Genomic DNA, 15,839 nt, shown 5'->3' with positions numbered 1-15,839 from the left:
TCTATGAATCAGAAATAAAGTTTCGTGCTCTGTCTCGCACGCTTCTTCCCTTTAGGCGGGGAGTACCCCCGTTCATAAATCCTGCCTTTTGACATATGGCACTTCCTTAGAAATATATCCATCTCATCCGTTTCATATGTCTTAAAAGCTTCGATTAAAATTTTGGCTGCGACCCGAGCATCCTCCAGCGCATGATGATGCTCAAATTGAATGCCATGACGAGAGGCAACTGTGTTCAGCTTATGATTTGTGAGTTCCGGCCAGACACGCCTGGAAATATTCGCTGTACAAAGATAGTCCATCTCCGGATATGTAAGATTAAATTGATCAAGTGTATGACGGATAACACTCATGTCGAAACTGGCGTTGTGGGCAACAACTAAATGATTCGATAAATAACTGTTTAATGTCGGCCACAGTTCTGCAAACGTCGGTGCGTCTGCTACATCACCCGCTGTAATACCATGGATACGTGTATTGAACGAACTGAAATGGGTCAACGGATTGATCAGACTGTAATACTCTTCAACAATCTCGTTTCCCTTCACAACAGCAATTCCAATCGCACATGGACTGCTGCGCTTTTCGTTTGCCGTTTCAAAGTCGATTGATACAAATTGCATGATTCCTCCCCCATTCCACGTGTAATACGTAAAACTGATGCGGAACGTTTCAAACTTTTTCATCGCTGTGCTTCACCGCAATAATTCGGACTTTTAGCAAAAAAGAGGCCAGCGCCAGCCGGACTGACGATAGCCTCCCTCTGTTATCTTCTAAACAGCGTTTCTGTTATGTTGTTTTGGATTTTTCACGAAAAACGCCAAGATTATACCAATAACTGCTGCAATGCCTGCGACAACAAATGACACGTTAGAGCCATGCACTAAGCCCTGTTTCCCTTCTTCCGGAACAGCAGCATTGGACATAACTGTTACAAGTAATGCTGTTCCGACTGCTCCAGCTACCTGGCGCATAGTATTGTTCATCGCCGTACCATGAGGCATCATCTCGTTCGGCAATTCATTCAGTCCGGCGGTCGTGATCGGCATCATGACCATAGCCACACCGAACATCCGGACAGCGTTCACTGTCGCAATGTAGGTGAATGTTGTTTCAGTCGTCAATACAGCCAGCATAAAGGTTGTTACAGTAACGATTGTCAGACCGATAATCGCAAGGTATCTAGCACCGAATCTATCAAATAATCTGCCTGTTATTGGACTCATTATCCCCATGATGGCCGCACCAGGCATAAGCGCCAATCCCGATTCGAGTGCACTAAAGCCAAGATAATCCTGCATCAGGATAGGTAAAACAGTTGCTGCGCCAATCATGGCTATAAAGACAACCATGCCAAGCACTGTTGCCAGGGTAAACATTTTATATTTGAAAATCCTGAATTCCAGAATCGGCTGTGTAAGCCTCAGTTGCCTGAGAATAAAGCACGTCAGCGACACAGCACCTACAAGCATGGAAATTATCACTTGATTACTGCCCCAGCCGCCCGCAGCTGAGCCGGCGACACTGAACCCATACAGCAGACCGCCAAAACCGAATGTCGACAAAATGATTGACGGCACATCCACTCTCGGGAACGTCCGCTCCGTAACGTTTCGCAGCAAAAAGTATGCAATGGTGATATCAATAACAATGATAGGAAAGACAACATAGAATAAACTTCTCCAAGGAAAATGCTCAACCAGATAGCCGGACAATGTCGGGCCAATTGCCGGGGCAAAGGCAATGACCAGGCCAAACATGCCCATGGCAGAGCCTCGTTTATCGATTGGATAAACAAGCATCAAAATCGTCTGCATCAGCGGCATGATAATCCCTGCACCGGAAGCTTGGATGATTCTTCCCACCATAAGCAGCGGAAAATTTGGGGCGAATGCACAAATAACGGTCCCTGCCCCAAACAGCCCCATTGCTGTGAGGAATAGCCCTCTGGTTGTAAAACGATTAATCAGCAAGGCTGTTATTGGAATCATAATGCCATTGACAAGCATGAAAATAGATGTCAACCATTGAGCAGTACTTTCCCCCAGATTCATATCAGCCATAATTTTCGGCAGTGCGGTTGCTAATAACGTTTGATTTAGTATAGCGACAAACGCCCCTGATATCAATACGAGCATGAGCGTTGTTCGTTTAGCTTTACTTAATGTTTGTTGATTTTCCTGACTTTCCGCCATCAATAATCCTTCTTTCTATTTTATCGAAAGCCTCTAATATGGACTTTTCCCTTTGAGACATATTATCAAAGTTTAGCATAAATCTTTCGCATTCGAAACCATTTTGCAGGTTTTTTTATCTCATGTTTAAAAAATCAGCAAAACCCTGTCATAGCAGTGTCTGAACCATCTAACTTTAACACGGGCATGAAAGACTTTCGCCACCGGATCTTTGGATAAGTCTTCGCATATAACTGCCAGCAGGCTTCACTGTTCAGCTAACCTGTTGATAAAGGTCTCACGTTTAATGTTTCAGACAGAACCTTCTCAGGGAAAAGAATTATATACTTTTTCAAAATGGAGGTGCTCCAATTGGCAGAAGAAATTTATGGGCCATATTCATCAGTTGAGGAGGCAGTAAAAACGGTCAATGTTCTGGAATTGGAAGGATATTTCAAAGAAAACATCACCATTTTTTCACACGGAAAACATGCGGATAAACTTAATAGAAATGCCGACGTTACTATTACAAGCACAGAAACTTCCAGTAACCGTGAACAGTCATTCATGGACAAAATCTCCAATGTCATTTTCAGTGGCGTTGAGGAAACAACTGACATTCATGAAAAATTACTCGATAAAGGATTATCAGACAAACAGGCAGCACAGTATGCCGAACAGATTAAATCCGGCAATATTCTTGTCACAGCAGACAGAGCATTAAAAATGGGCAACGACCCCACAGAGGAAATGAATGAAACGAACATGAAAGAAAGCATCAGTCACGTACAGAAGTAATACAATTTAAATGATGGTAATCGGTATTGCGCCGATTACCTTTTTTACGTGATTCTTACGTCCTTAAGTACTGGCTTACTATTCTGGGGATACTTTACATTCTTATGTTGATATTGTTTTTCTTCTGCAGATATTTCTGCTCTTCTGCCGATACCCGCCTACCTTCTGGCGATATTTCCGCTTTTACTTAGCTCTAACTATACTCAGCCCGCAAACCATTTATTTGGAGCTGATGCAGCCTGGAAGCTATAATGAAAGGAAAAAGGATTGTTAATCATGTGTCTTATCAATTTTCAGTTTCACGATCACCCGAATTACAAATTAATCATCGCTGCTAACCGGGATGAATTTTATAAACGCCCAACTGCCCCCGCTCAGTTCTGGGAAGATAACTCTGATATCCTGGCGGGGAGAGATCTGGTTGGAATGGGCACCTGGCTCGGTATTACAAAAAGCGGCCGGATTGCAGCATTGACCAACTATCGCGATCCGAATGAAGATCAGCAAAACAAAAAGTCACGCGGACATATTGTCAAGGACTTTTTAGAAAGTAGCATGCCGGTAGCCGGTTTCTTTACCGGTCTAAAACATGAAAAAAATGTGTACGGCGGATTTAACTTTATCGCCGGGAACCCGGAGCAATTATATTATTACAGCAATATCGAGGATAGTATATCCATGGTTTCCCCGGGCACCCATGGGTTAAGCAATGAGTTTCTAGACACCCCTTGGCCGAAAGTCATGAAAGGTAAAGAACGGCTTGCGTCATATCTCAGGCAGAATGCGACAATTGAGACAGACCCGCTTTTTGACATTATTTCCGATGCCGAACAGGCGCCGGATGAGCTTCTGCCGGACACGGGGGTCGGTCTGGATTTTGAACGGAAACTATCACCCTTATTCATCAAAACACCCGAATACGGCACCCGCTGCTCAACAGTTCTTCTGGTTGATCGAAATAATCAGGTGACATTCATTGAACGACGGTTTAATAAAGGTCATTTTGAGAATGAAAGCCGGTTTACTTTCCAGCTGAATGAAGCGTAAAGTTGCTGATTTTGAGAAATCTTACAGCCTAAAAGCGAACAGCCCACATAGGAGCTGTTCGCTTTCCATCATTATTCATCTCTTTTCCGGATCTTCCGGATTTCATCAGCAACGAACTGCACCTGTGTACCGACAACAACTTGGACATTATGCTTACCGACGACATTGACCCCCGGTACACCGGTTGCTTTAATTTTATCCTGATCAACTTTATCCATATCATCCACTTCCAGCCTGAGACGGGATACACAATTATCAACTGTCCGGACGTTCTCATCTCCGCCAAGACCTTGATAAATCTCCTCAGCCATTACAGCTGTTTCGTCCTTTTCAGAAGCGAGTGTACCTTCCTCAACATTGTAGCTTTCATCCACTTCGCCTTCTCCCGGCTCATCACTTTCCCGACCAGGTGTATTTAAATCAAGTTTCACAATCAGGAAGCGGAACAAGAAATAGTAAAGAACCGCAAATACCAAACCTTGCAGAATCAGCATATATGGCTGATTGGCAATGGGTATGCCCAAGCTTAAGGTATAGTCAACCAGACCGGCACTGAAACTGAAGCCGGCAGTCCATTCAAACATGGCCGCGACCGCGAGTGACAGCCCTGTCAATGCTGCGTGGACAACGTACAATACAGGTGCCACGAACATGAACGAGAATTCAAGCGCTTCGGTTACACCAGTGAAGAACGATGCAAAGGCCGCCGCCATTAACAGGGATGCAGCCTGTTTTTTCCGTTTCGTTTTAGCTGTATGATACATCGCTAAAGCCGCTGCTGGCAGACCAAACATCATAATTGGGAAAAAGCCGGCCAGATAGCGACCTGTCACACCTTTTTCACCTTCGCTTGCCCAGAAGCTGGCAATGTCATCGATGCCAGCAACATCAAACCAGAAAACCGAGTTCAACGCGTGATGCAAACCGGTTGGTATGAGCAATCGGTTAAGGAAACCGTATATACCTGCGCCAACAGCTTCCAGACTAATGATCGCTTCACCAAACGAAACCAGCGCATTATAGACAACTGGCCAAACAAACAACAGCAACACTGATACAACCATCATGGACGCCGCACTCATGATCGGTACGAGTCGTTTTCCGCTGAAGAAAGCGAGTGCATCCGGTAATCGCACATGACTGAACCGGTTATACATAATCGATGCAACAATACCTGATAGGATACCGATAAAGACGTTTTGAATATTCTCAAAGGCTGGATTCACCGCACTTTCCTCGATACCTTGAAGCCCGGCGACCCCACTGACACTAAGAACGGTAGTCGCAACCAGCCAGGCAACAAGACCACTTAAGCCGGCAGCACCATCCTGCTCTTTTGACATACCGATGGCAACACCAACCGCAAACAATATACCAAGATTATCAAGGATGGCCAAACCACCGCTATTCAAAAACGTCGCAATCGTACCTGCAGTTGTGCCATCAATTTTCTCGATGTATTTACTGATACCAACCAGAATCGCGGCAGCCGGCAATACTGCAACCGGCAGCATCAAAGAACGGCCGAGATTCTGCAAATATTTCATCATTGTTTTTTCCCTCCAAGTTGAAAATAATAACAAGGATCCATTGCCTCATAAGGTAAGACGCACTGAACCGTTTACAAAATAAATCCTAAATTATAATTTCTTATAAGTGTGATCTTAACCTCTCAATATGAAGTGTAATGTATCCCAGCTCTTCTTCCGGCAAGTTAATGCCATATGCTTTCGATGCTTCTTCTGCCAGCTGTCTGGCGCACTGATAAGAAACACCGTATTTCTGCTTGATCATTTCAAACATGTCTTTATCCATGACATGACTGTTCTGATGCTTTGCCCGTGTTAAAGCAAACTGAAGATGGGTGACCAGCCGCTCATACGAAATATCAGCTTCATCAATTCTAATGTTCAGATACTCCCTGATCCGCTTCACCATCGTTTGCACCATTGTTGTCTGCCGGACCGTTTCGTGGATATCACCTCCTCGAACTTTCATCGTGTGGACATACAACGCTATAAACGCCGCTTCATCCACAGGCATTGCCACACCGATAACATTTTTAATGCGTTCAATAGCCCACAATCCGATGTCAAACTCCTGCCGGTACAGCACTTTAATTTCACGTAACAGCGCATTTTTTAGCTGAATGCCGTTTTGTTCACGTTCAATGGCAAACGAAATATGATCGGCCAACTGAACCCGGATGTGTTCATTCAGTTCTGTATTCAACTGTTCCTCAGCATGTCTGATAATTTCCTCAGACAGGGTAAAATGCTCTTCCGGAACCCGGAGCAGAAGCTGTTGCAGTTTTTCATTTTCCTTTAAAACGAATAGTTTCTCAATCTTTTGCGGATTAATCACGTCATTTTTCTGCTTGTCAAAGCCAACCCCCGCACCGATCGCTATCTTTTCCTCTCCGTCATCCATCACAATGACAGCATTATTATTCAATATCTTCCTGATTTTCATCAGAAAGCACTCCTTTCACACACCGGAAGTCATTTATCCGAAGCGGTAATGATCACGGTTTCGCTTGCCTTGCCTTCTTTTTCCTCCGTCATCGTGTATTGCTTTCCGGTTTCCTGCGCATTTGTGATCACAATTGGTGTCATATCACTTGAAGCGTTGTTTCGAATATATTCCAGGTCAAAATCCATCAACGGCTGGCCAATAGAGACTTGATCACCAATACTGACAGAAGCAGTAAAGCCTTTCCCTTCCAGCGAGACCGTCTCAAGGCCTATGTGCACCAGCACCTCAGTGCCATCTTTGGCACGCAGCCCAATTGCATGCTTCGTCTCCGGGATTTGAATAATTTCGCCGTCAATCGGTGCATAAATTTTTCCTTCAGCAGGTTTGACAGCAACGCCGTCTCCCATCATTTTTTGACTAAAGACCGGATCAGGTACCTCTTCAAGCTGAACAATCTCCCCGTTGACCGGTGTGTATATCTCCGTCTTTGAATCGCCTTTCTTAAACAAATTTTTAAACATGATGCAACACTCCCTTTCGATGATAAGTCTACTGTACGCATTAGTATGCACCAAACCTTTCCAAATAAAAAAGCATAGCGGTATATAGGAGAAGCGTGTCTCCTTTAAAAAATACCACCATGCCTAATCAAGTCAGTAACATGTGATGCCTATTCAACTAATCTAGCTTTATACTACCATCTCATAGGCCCCTAAACAACACATATATATGCCACCATTTAGTATGAATCTTTTAACCAGATTATATTTGAATCTTTATACCTGTTTTTTCAGGTAATTTGACCCGTTTTATACAAAAGCCCTTCGGAAATAGAATATATATACTATAATGAATATAACAAAATCTTTAGGAGGGAAAGTAAAAATGGCTAAAATGCATCTGATTCCTTACCAGGTGGAAGAAATTGAGGATACAGCTAAAGAAATCCCTCGAGGTATTCAAATGATTCAGGCTCCGGACGTATGGGAACAGGCGAATGAAGGCGACGGTAATGTCATTGCCATCATTGATACGGGCTGTGACACGAACCATCCGGACTTAAAGGGACAAGTCGTTGACGGCAAAAACTTCACGAGTGATGGTGAGGAGACCGACTATAGCGACGGTAATGGACACGGCACTCATGTAGCAGGTACGGCTGCCGCAGCAGCAAAGGAAGAAGGAATCGCGGGAGTCGCGCCAAATGCCAAGTTGCTGGTTGTCAAAGTACTGGATGAAAATGGAAGTGGGGATTATCAATGGATTATTGACGGTATCAATTATGCAACAGACTGGGAAGGCCCAAATGGTGAAAAAGTGCGCGCAATTTCTATGTCACTCGGTGGCCCGCAAGATTTACCGGAGTTATATGAAGCAGTTAAACGGGCGATTAATTCTGGGATTCCTGTTGTTTGTGCCGCAGGAAATCAAGGGGACGACCGCCATGATACAGATGAAACGGCCTTTCCAGGTGCTTATAATGAGGTGATTCAGGTCGGTGCTATTAATTATGACCGCGACATCGCCCCATTCAGTAACACGAATGACGAAATTGACATCGTCGCTCCCGGCGTAGATATCCTGTCGACTTACACAGATCAAAAATATGCACGGCTCTCCGGTACATCAATGGCGACACCACATGTATCAGGCGCACTCGCCCTGGTCATAAGCATCGCTGAGACGCAATTCGACCGGAAACTGACAGAAGCAGAATTGTATGCCCAGCTGGTCAGACGCACCGTTCCACTGGGCTATCCAAAATCAGCAGAAGGCAACGGACTGGTCGCACTCGATATTCTGAATCGATTCGAAAACTTGTTTCAGACGTTTAACACGGCTTTTAAATAATAGAGTTTGGAAGCGGGATCCTGTTCTGGTCACAGGATCCCGCTTCGTTTTGTGTTTCTGCCGCACAAGTTTAAGCTGGAGATTATCAGCTTGACTCGCTAAATATTCTCCTTGACGATTTAATTGAGTACCACAATTCGTTCTATAAAGTATTGCTATACCCAACTCTTTTTCTATGTTTTTAACCCTCAAGGTGATAGCTGGTTGAGTCATAAACAGCTTCCTGGATGCTTTCGTTATGTTACCTTCTTTTTTTATCACTGATAAAATTTCCCAATCTTTAAGGTTCGTTATTAGCCCCCTTGTTGTACAATATTCCCCCGCCATTCGCCGATTCAGATGATCTTTAGATTTTCTCGAGCGCATAACTAAAGAGGCCGACCATTCGCGGCCAGCCTCCCTCATTGCCGAGTTTACGTACACGCTGGATAAAGCCCTACCATGCCATCATCGACGCCAGCTATTTTACACAGACTTTTTAAAATTATTGGCTAAAGTTTCTTGTGATATTTGATTGGAGACCAACCAGGTCATAATGAGTTCCTCCTCATATTATTAATTTCCAATAAAAAAAGATACTGATAAAAACAATGGTCAACCATGCAGACATCGCCACCATACCAACCCGCAGTAAGTCCCGTTGAGTGAAGTAGCCATAAGAATAACTTATCAAATGTACAGGGGACTGAGTTATTAATAAAAAGCCTGGTATCCCTATTAAGTAAACACCCATGGCTATTTCAAGTGAACTGAACATAGCAATTTTTTCACCCAAAATGATAGCTAAAGGTAACACAATGGTTAAGAATCCCAGCACATTTACAAATAAAATTCTGGCTGCTGCTATCAATACAAATAAAGCAATCACAACTATTATTGGATGGAGGTTTTCAAATGAACTGACTAACAATCCCGCAAAGACGTCCATTGCCCCCGTATCAATCAATATATTCGATAACATCAAGGTAGCTGCAAAAAAAATCATCATATCCCAATTAATCGCAGATCTTGCCTCATTCCAATCCAGTACACCAATATAGGGGAATAGAACAGCAGCGGCCCCCAGCATGCCTATCAAAGGTATTGAATAACCATGCCATGCTTGCGTAAGCCATAAGATTAATGTACCGGTTATGATAAAAGCCATCTTTACTTCTTGTGGCTTCCACTTTCCCAATTCTTGTTTCCGGGAATATAATAGATTCTTAACCGTTTCTTTATCGACACTTTCGCTGGGAAAAATGATCTGGAGTATTAACCATAAGATCAATACAAAAGTTATCATTGGAAAGCTAAAATATATCAGCCAATTGATATAACTCATCTCGTCTGAAATTGAAGAAAACATACCGAATGCATAGATAGTAGAACTGGCACCAGTTGGGACAAAAGCTGCTGAGATTGCACTGACATATGCCACACCAATAAAAAAGGATTTCCCTAGGTTGGTGGTCAATTGAACCTTCTGCAATTTGTCAATTAGATTATCCAATATGTCACTGATTAATTTTCCTTTTCCAATATTGGAAGGTATAAATATAGTTAAAACAAACATCATCATATAAGACAGCAAAAGTAGTAATTTTCCTGACCCTTTAGCTAAATTCAATATCGAAAGAGCAACCCTGCTGGCTAAACCTGTACTTACAAAAGCATGTGCCAGTATAAATGTGGAAAATAACAGCCACACCAGACTGGAACCTAAATAACTTAAGACATTTTCATAGGATGTAAGATGAAACGAAAGGATTAATATAAGGAGCACCGAGCTATAAGCAAGAGGAAATACTCTGCCTATCCATAATACCTGGATAAGCAGCAATGCCCCTCCAGCTTTTAGCTCCGGTGCCCAACTCCCTATCCAAAAAAATAGGATATAAAGACTTGCGGATACACCAAGTAATATTTTATTTTTCACACGCTGTCCCTCCCGTGAAAGGAAAGGCCCAATTATGCTCTTCCTTGTTTAAGCTTTTTTACCCACTCAACAATAAACGGATAAGCAATTGACAACACTGTCATAATCAGCAAAGTAATCGTTATAGGAGAAGCAAATAGAATATTAATGAAATTATCATGTGCTACTATACTCTTTCTGAAATTCTGCTCCATATCCGATCCTACAATGACACCTAGAATCAGCGGTGCAACAGGAAACTTGAGTAGCTTCATAACAACTCCAATCACTCCAAAAATCACTAAGATATAGAAATCTATAATACTGTAACTTAATGTGTATGTTCCGATAAACGCCAGCACTAATATTAATGGATAAAGAATTTTCGGCGGTGTATCCAGTATTCTGACCAGCAGTCCGATCAGTAGAATATTAATGACCACCAAGAATAAATTTCCTATAAACATACTATTGACTAATGTCCATACTGTGTCCGGGTTGTTTTCAAACAAGAGTGGGCCAGGCTGCAGACCCAGCATGATTAAAGCACCCAGAATAACAGCTGTTGTTCCTGAGCCGGGTATCCCCATTGTAAGTAAAGGTATAAATGCACCAACAGATGCAGCATTGTTGGATGATTCCGGAGCCGCAACACCTTCAATTGCCCCTTTTCCGAATTTATCTGGATTTTTAGATAACTGTTGTTCTGTTGTATAACTCAGCATGGAGGCAATCGAACCTCCTGCACCTGGAAGAACACCGATAAGAAAACCAATCGGCCCTTGCCGGAACATCGGCCACTTTGAAGACTTCCATTGCTCTCTGGTAATACCTTTTTTTCCAACTTTGCTTTTTTCTTTCTTTATGTCATCAATGTTCAAAAAGTTGTATAAAACTTCGCCTACTGCATATACACCGATAATGACCACTAGAAAATCAATACCTTCACTTAACTGTGGGATATCAAAAGTAAAACGGTAAACCCCAGTTTGAAGGTCAATCCCGACCGTGCTCAGCAATAGACCGATACTCATTGATATGAAGCCTTTTACCATGTTTCCTTTTGACAAGGACACAATAGCTGATAATGTAAACACCAGCAACAGGAAATACTCAGCCGGTCCAAAGTCCAGTGCAAAGGATGCCAAAGGTTTGGCGAGCAGGATAAATCCTATAATCGCCACAGTCCCCCCGATCAATGAAGCGATCGCTGAAATAGTCAAAGCCTGTCCGGCCCGCCCTTGTTGTGTCATCGGATAGCCATCGAATGTGGCTGCAATAGCTGATCCATCACCCGGGGTATTAAGTAAGATTGAGCTTCGTGAACCACCGTACATGGCCCCATAGTAAATAGCCGCCATAAGAACCAATGCACTGGTTGAATCCATTCCAAAAGTAATCGGTATCAGCACCGCAACGGCCGTTGCCGGTCCCAATCCCGGTAGCATTCCAACCACTGTTCCAAGGAATCCTCCAATGAGAACCCACAATAAATTCATCGGCTGAATTGCCGTTGTCAGACCTTCTATGAAACTCTGGAAATCCACCCCCATAATTTTCTCTCCTTTCTATGGCAGACTTACATTTAGCAGTTCAGAGAATGCATACCAAAAAACTACCGAAAATAAAACGGATATTAATATATTTTTTATCCAAGGCTTTCTTCCATTCACGATAAATAACAATGCTGTTAAAAAAATAATCGTTGAAAACAAAAATCCTATCCGTTCAAACAGGAACGTATATACAAAAATCATAATTAGCGTAGACACGATAATAAAAGGTGTCCTGCCGACAAAAAGCGCTTTGAATGCTTCAAATTTCTCATCCCGTTTCCGCCATTCCTGAACAAAATATATAATACTGAACAGTACTAATATCCCGCCTATTAAAAGGGGAAAGTAAAGCGGTGCAGTTGGATCTCCCGTACGAGATCGGGGTAAATTGAAGGTTAATACCAAATAAACGATTCCAATTGTTATGAAAAATGAGGGCACAATTAATCTGGCCATCATCACCCCTCCTTACAAGTCTAATGTAGACGGGGGCATCTTCTAAGATACCCCCTTTGTATCTTTATTCTGTTAATCCTGCTTGCTGCAGTAACTCTTGATACTTTTCTGTTTGTTCTGCCAAAAATTTCTTTGATTCCTCGCTATTATGGTAATACGGTTCCCACTCGTTATTTTTCATAACCTCTTGCCAAGCTTCGGATTCTACCATCTTACCTATCTTCTCATCCCAATATGCAATTTCTTCTTCAGTCATATCTGGAGGCCCCATAATACCTCTCCAATGTGGAAAGACCATGTCTACTCCCTGCTCCTTCCAGGTTTTTACTTCTTCCAGTCCTTCTATCCTTTCTTCCGAGCTGACTGCTAAAATTTCAAGCTCGCCTGCCAAGTGTTGTTCTTTTGATTCGGATACTGACATTGATGCTACATCCACGTGACCACCTAATAATGCCGTTAGTACATCCCCGCCGCTTTCATAAACCATAAATTCTAGTTTCGAGACATCTACCCCGAACTCCTTGGCTGCCTGTACAAAGGACAAATGATCGTTGTTTCCCAGACTTGGAGCGACGCCAATTTTCAGCGAAGTCGGATCCTTTTTTAACTGCTGCATTATTTCTTTACCTGATCCAAAAGAAGAATCGGGTGGTACAGCAACAGATATCCATTCAGTACTCAAAATGCCTAGTGGTGTAAAATCTTCATACGTTAAATCACTTTGTCCAAGCAAGTTATTCGTAATAACCAGACTGGAGTTTATAGAGATAGTATGAGCATCCTGGTTTTTTAAGTATTGCCAGCCTACTTCTCCTCCACCCCCTGGTTTATTCGATACATTTATGTTTTCTTCTATAAGTCCTTCATCATCAAAGATTTTCTGCATTGCTCTAGCTGTTGCATCCCAACCACCTCCTGGAGTAGCCGGTGCTATAATCTCAATGTTCCCATTAGGAAAATTTTGTGCAGACCCGCTGCTTTCATCTGAACAGCCAGCAATAAATACTGCCAAAAGAACTAATATGGCCCCTATATACTTTTTCATTGTTCTCCCCCTTATTAATAAGATCTAATTAAGATAATATACTGAATTTTTTCCTATGTATACGTTTTCAAAGAAAGTGAAATAAAGTATATAAAGTAAGTTTTATTCATTTTGTTCATACACATACTTAATTGGAATAATAGCGGCGCTCAGGTCTCCCCACAACTCCATAATCTTGTTCCACCCTTGCATTCCCTGTCTGAACCAAGTACTCCAAATAACGGCGGGCAGTGGTTCGGGAAGACCCTATCTGTTTTCCCATTTCTTCTGCCGACCATGATTTATTATCGCTTTCCATATAGTGTTGAACTTTTGATAAAGTAACTCTGTCTATGCCCTTTGGTAACGATTCCTCTTTTGATTGTTTTGTTGTAGGAGAAGACGAGAGCAGTTCGTCAACAATTTCCTGATCCAAATGGTCTTTTTCTTTCAATAAGTCTCTCTGTTGTTTATATTTATTTATCACAGTATTAAACTTTTCCAAACTGACTGGTTTAATCAAATAATTAAAAATGCCCTGACGAACACTTTTCTCAAGCAGCTTTTTTTCTGTCGCAGCTGTAATGATAATTACATCAAGCTCAGGATAAATTTCGCGTGCGACTTGAATTAAATTCGTTCCAAGATAATCAGGCAAATATATATCCAAAAGCAATAAATCCGGTTTCTGCTGCTTAATCAAAGATAATGTCTCCTCACCGCTAATCGCTTTACCGATTACATTTACGTTTTTCATTTTTACCAAAAATTCTTCATGTATATTTGCTATTCTAAAATCATCCTCTGCGATAACGATGTTAATCATTCTGCAACCTCCTCATTCTTTTTTAGGGATATACACCGTAACGATTGTTCCGTCTGAAGTTGATTCTACTTCTATTACGCCGTTTAATTTCTCTACAGATGATTTAACATTTGCCAAACCAAAACCTTTTTTCCCTTCAAGGCCTTCCTTCTTCGTTGAGTACCCAGCCCAAAAGACTTTCTCTACTTCTTCTTTATCAATACCCTCCCCATTGTCTGTAATCTCAAAAATAATATCGTTTCCAAGGTCAATCGTTGAAAAAGAAACGCGAGGATTTAGCTTGGCAGACACTTCTTCCACTGCATTATCTATTAAATTACCGATTATAATCATCAGGTCGCTAACTTCGATATGAGAAGGTAATGGGCTTAGATAACTGTCTTCATCAATATCAAAATCAATCTTCTTTTCAGATGCCTTGCCTACTTTACCTATTAGAATAGCTTGCACATTTGTATCTTCTATCTGATCAAAAATACTCCGGTTTATTTTATCAAGATTATTAATTTCCCGATCAATCAGCGCCAGAACTTCATCATACTTCCCTAACTGCAGCAAACCATACATAAGGTGCATTTGATTGGAATACTCATGAGTTTGAGCACGCAAGTCATCCGAATACTGCTTCACCTCAGATAACATATTTAACATCTCGGTAATTTCTGTTTTATCTCTGAATGATACTACCACCCCTGTAACCGTACTGTTTGCAAGTAACGGCAGTAAATTAACAATCAGTGTCTTATTATTTATAAAAAGCTCCTGATTTAATTTACCTTCCTTAGTTTCATATACACCTTGGTAATCAAGGTTAGGCAACAAAGAAGTAATTGGCTTATTAACATAGGAATCTCCTACATCAAGCAATTTTTTTGCTGATTCATTAATCAGTGTTACCATACTATCTTTATCAGTCGCGATGACACCTTCATTTAGTGAAGAAAGTAATGTATCTCTGTTACAATATAATTGAGCTATTTCCCGTGGTTCATACCCGAAAATTTCTTTCCTGATATGACGAGCAAGGAAATAACCCAGCAAGATGCCAATAACAATCACAGCCATCGAAACATATAAAATAATTTCCACTCTATCATAAATAAGAGACCACAGATTTTCCTTTAAGTACCCAACCGTAACGACCCCCCGAACGCTCCCAGTTGAAGACATAATAGGAGCAACACCCACTATCGAGGGACCTATAAACTCTTCTGTTTCCATATTATAATAACCACCGAACACTCGAGCTCTATATCCGGATTTAAATTCATGCACCCTGCCAAGATAATCATCATTAGGGTGCGTTAAGATTCGTCCATCCTTATCTTGTACGATTATAAAGTCCGCATCATTTTCCATGCTGTATTGATCTGTTAGAAATTGTAACGATTGTCTGGTTTCCTCTTCCTCCAAACCCTCTGTGACTGACGGGAGCAAGGATACAGTTCTAGCGGTTTGCATACTCAAATTATATTTATTTGAAATGATTTGTTCAATTTTGGAATAAGTAAAAAGACCTGAAAGAATAAGTATCAGTCCTATAATGACAGCTAAAAGTAAACCAGTGATTTTGGTTTGTAAAGAAACATTCGTTATATTTTTGAACAACACTTAAGCCCCCTTTCAACACTCTGGGTATTTAATACTCTTCAGATTCTATCATATTCTTAAGATACTTTAGAATAGCAGTCCATGAATACCTCAACCTTCCAAACGATAAATCAAAAATCGGTCA

At 41.6% G+C, this 15,839-nt stretch carries 15 protein-coding genes; 3 read left to right on the top strand and 12 right to left on the bottom strand.

All coding sequences use genetic code 11. The features are described from left to right. Positions 1 to 8: 8 nt before the first annotated feature. A complete protein-coding gene (locus ON01_RS04450) occupies positions 9 to 623 on the bottom strand; it encodes a 3'-5' exonuclease (RefSeq protein ID WP_029328983.1) in 615 nt (204 codons plus the stop codon). A 150-nt stretch (positions 624 to 773) separates the two neighbouring features. Further along, positions 774 to 2,195: an MDR family MFS transporter gene (locus tag ON01_RS04445; protein ID WP_010529798.1), complete on the bottom strand. Its 1,422-nt coding sequence runs from the start codon at positions 2,193 to 2,195 to the stop codon at positions 774 to 776. 351 nt (positions 2,196 to 2,546) lie between these two features. On the opposite strand from ON01_RS04445, the gene ON01_RS04440 reads away from it, so the two are divergent. Beyond that, complete coding sequence (locus ON01_RS04440; protein ID WP_010529797.1) at positions 2,547 to 2,972, top strand: general stress protein; 426 nt, start codon at positions 2,547 to 2,549, stop codon at positions 2,970 to 2,972. A 276-nt stretch (positions 2,973 to 3,248) separates the two neighbouring features. Next, positions 3,249 to 4,019: an NRDE family protein gene (locus ON01_RS04435; protein ID WP_010529796.1), complete on the top strand. Its 771-nt coding sequence runs from the start codon at positions 3,249 to 3,251 to the stop codon at positions 4,017 to 4,019. A gap of 71 nt (positions 4,020 to 4,090) precedes the next feature. On the opposite strand, the gene nagE is transcribed toward ON01_RS04435, so the two are convergent. The 3 genes from nagE to ON01_RS04420 form a co-directional block, all read right to left on the bottom strand. Continuing rightward, a complete protein-coding gene (gene nagE, locus ON01_RS04430) occupies positions 4,091 to 5,569 on the bottom strand; it encodes an N-acetylglucosamine-specific PTS transporter subunit IIBC (RefSeq protein WP_010529795.1) in 1,479 nt (492 codons plus the stop codon). 100 nt (positions 5,570 to 5,669) lie between these two features. After that, entirely contained in the window at positions 5,670 to 6,491 is an 822-nt protein-coding gene (locus ON01_RS04425; RefSeq protein WP_010529794.1) for a PRD domain-containing protein, read from the bottom strand. 29 nt (positions 6,492 to 6,520) lie between these two features. Further along, positions 6,521 to 7,015: a PTS sugar transporter subunit IIA gene (locus tag ON01_RS04420; RefSeq protein ID WP_010529793.1), complete on the bottom strand. Its 495-nt coding sequence runs from the start codon at positions 7,013 to 7,015 to the stop codon at positions 6,521 to 6,523. Between the two features lie 364 nt (positions 7,016 to 7,379). On the opposite strand from ON01_RS04420, the gene ON01_RS04415 reads away from it, so the two are divergent. Further along, on the top strand, positions 7,380 to 8,345 hold the full coding sequence (locus ON01_RS04415) for a S8 family peptidase (protein ID WP_010529792.1): 966 nt from the start codon (positions 7,380 to 7,382) through the stop codon (positions 8,343 to 8,345). On the opposite strand, the gene ON01_RS20185 is transcribed toward ON01_RS04415, so the two are convergent. The 7 genes from ON01_RS20185 to ON01_RS04385 all read right to left on the bottom strand — a co-directional run bounded on the left by ON01_RS20185 (position 8,259) and on the right by ON01_RS04385 (position 15,712). Continuing rightward, on the bottom strand, positions 8,259 to 8,672 hold the full coding sequence (locus ON01_RS20185) for a helix-turn-helix domain-containing protein (RefSeq protein ID WP_425357499.1): 414 nt from the start codon (positions 8,670 to 8,672) through the stop codon (positions 8,259 to 8,261). The genes ON01_RS04415 and ON01_RS20185 overlap by 87 nt on opposite strands. 220 nt (positions 8,673 to 8,892) lie before the next feature. Next, on the bottom strand, positions 8,893 to 10,263 hold the full coding sequence (locus tag ON01_RS04410; protein WP_010529791.1) for an SLC13 family permease: 1,371 nt from the start codon (positions 10,261 to 10,263) through the stop codon (positions 8,893 to 8,895). A gap of 32 nt (positions 10,264 to 10,295) precedes the next feature. After that, entirely contained in the window at positions 10,296 to 11,795 is a 1,500-nt protein-coding gene (locus ON01_RS04405) for a tripartite tricarboxylate transporter permease (RefSeq protein WP_010529790.1), read from the bottom strand. Positions 11,796 to 11,810: 15 nt separating this feature from the next. Beyond that, positions 11,811 to 12,254, bottom strand: a complete 444-nt coding sequence (locus ON01_RS04400; RefSeq protein ID WP_010529789.1) for a tripartite tricarboxylate transporter TctB family protein — start codon at positions 12,252 to 12,254, stop codon at positions 11,811 to 11,813. 64 nt (positions 12,255 to 12,318) lie between these two features. After that, positions 12,319 to 13,299 carry a tripartite tricarboxylate transporter substrate binding protein gene (locus ON01_RS04395; protein ID WP_010529788.1) on the bottom strand — a complete coding sequence of 327 codons (981 nt, stop codon included), beginning with the start codon at positions 13,297 to 13,299 and terminating at the stop codon, positions 12,319 to 12,321. 127 nt (positions 13,300 to 13,426) lie between these two features. After that, a complete protein-coding gene (locus tag ON01_RS04390; protein WP_010529787.1) occupies positions 13,427 to 14,104 on the bottom strand; it encodes a response regulator in 678 nt (225 codons plus the stop codon). Positions 14,105 to 14,116: 12 nt separating this feature from the next. Continuing rightward, positions 14,117 to 15,712, bottom strand: coding sequence for an ATP-binding protein (locus ON01_RS04385; RefSeq protein ID WP_010529786.1), 1,596 nt, complete (start codon positions 15,710 to 15,712; stop codon positions 14,117 to 14,119). Between the last annotated feature and the right edge of the window lie 127 nt (positions 15,713 to 15,839).

The sequence above is a fragment of the Lentibacillus jeotgali genome, assembly GCF_000224785.1.
Taxonomy (GTDB): domain Bacteria; phylum Bacillota; class Bacilli; order Bacillales; family Amphibacillaceae; genus Lentibacillus; species Lentibacillus jeotgali.
The sequence above is the reverse complement of the archived record's forward strand: the minus strand, read 5'-3'. Positions and strand labels throughout refer to the sequence as shown.

What these genes read in the sequence shown, in the direction of transcription:
- ON01_RS04390 (WP_010529787.1), bottom strand. Translation starts at nt 14,104, where the DNA reads ATGATTAACATCGTTATCGCAGAGGATGATTTTAGAATAGCAAATATA.
- ON01_RS04450 (WP_029328983.1), bottom strand. Translation starts at nt 623, where the DNA reads ATGCAATTTGTATCAATCGACTTTGAAACGGCAAACGAAAAGCGCAGC.
- ON01_RS04435 (WP_010529796.1), top strand. Translation starts at nt 3,249, where the DNA reads ATGTGTCTTATCAATTTTCAGTTTCACGATCACCCGAATTACAAATTA.
- ON01_RS04395 (WP_010529788.1), bottom strand. Translation starts at nt 13,299, where the DNA reads ATGAAAAAGTATATAGGGGCCATATTAGTTCTTTTGGCAGTATTTATT.
- ON01_RS04415 (WP_010529792.1), top strand. Translation starts at nt 7,380, where the DNA reads ATGGCTAAAATGCATCTGATTCCTTACCAGGTGGAAGAAATTGAGGAT.
- ON01_RS04420 (WP_010529793.1), bottom strand. Translation starts at nt 7,015, where the DNA reads ATGTTTAAAAATTTGTTTAAGAAAGGCGATTCAAAGACGGAGATATAC.
- ON01_RS04400 (WP_010529789.1), bottom strand. Translation starts at nt 12,254, where the DNA reads ATGGCCAGATTAATTGTGCCCTCATTTTTCATAACAATTGGAATCGTT.
- nagE (WP_010529795.1), bottom strand. Translation starts at nt 5,569, where the DNA reads ATGATGAAATATTTGCAGAATCTCGGCCGTTCTTTGATGCTGCCGGTT.
- ON01_RS20185 (WP_425357499.1), bottom strand. Translation starts at nt 8,672, where the DNA reads ATGGCGGGGGAATATTGTACAACAAGGGGGCTAATAACGAACCTTAAA.
- ON01_RS04425 (WP_010529794.1), bottom strand. Translation starts at nt 6,491, where the DNA reads ATGAAAATCAGGAAGATATTGAATAATAATGCTGTCATTGTGATGGAT.
- ON01_RS04405 (WP_010529790.1), bottom strand. Translation starts at nt 11,795, where the DNA reads ATGGGGGTGGATTTCCAGAGTTTCATAGAAGGTCTGACAACGGCAATT.
- ON01_RS04445 (WP_010529798.1), bottom strand. Translation starts at nt 2,195, where the DNA reads ATGGCGGAAAGTCAGGAAAATCAACAAACATTAAGTAAAGCTAAACGA.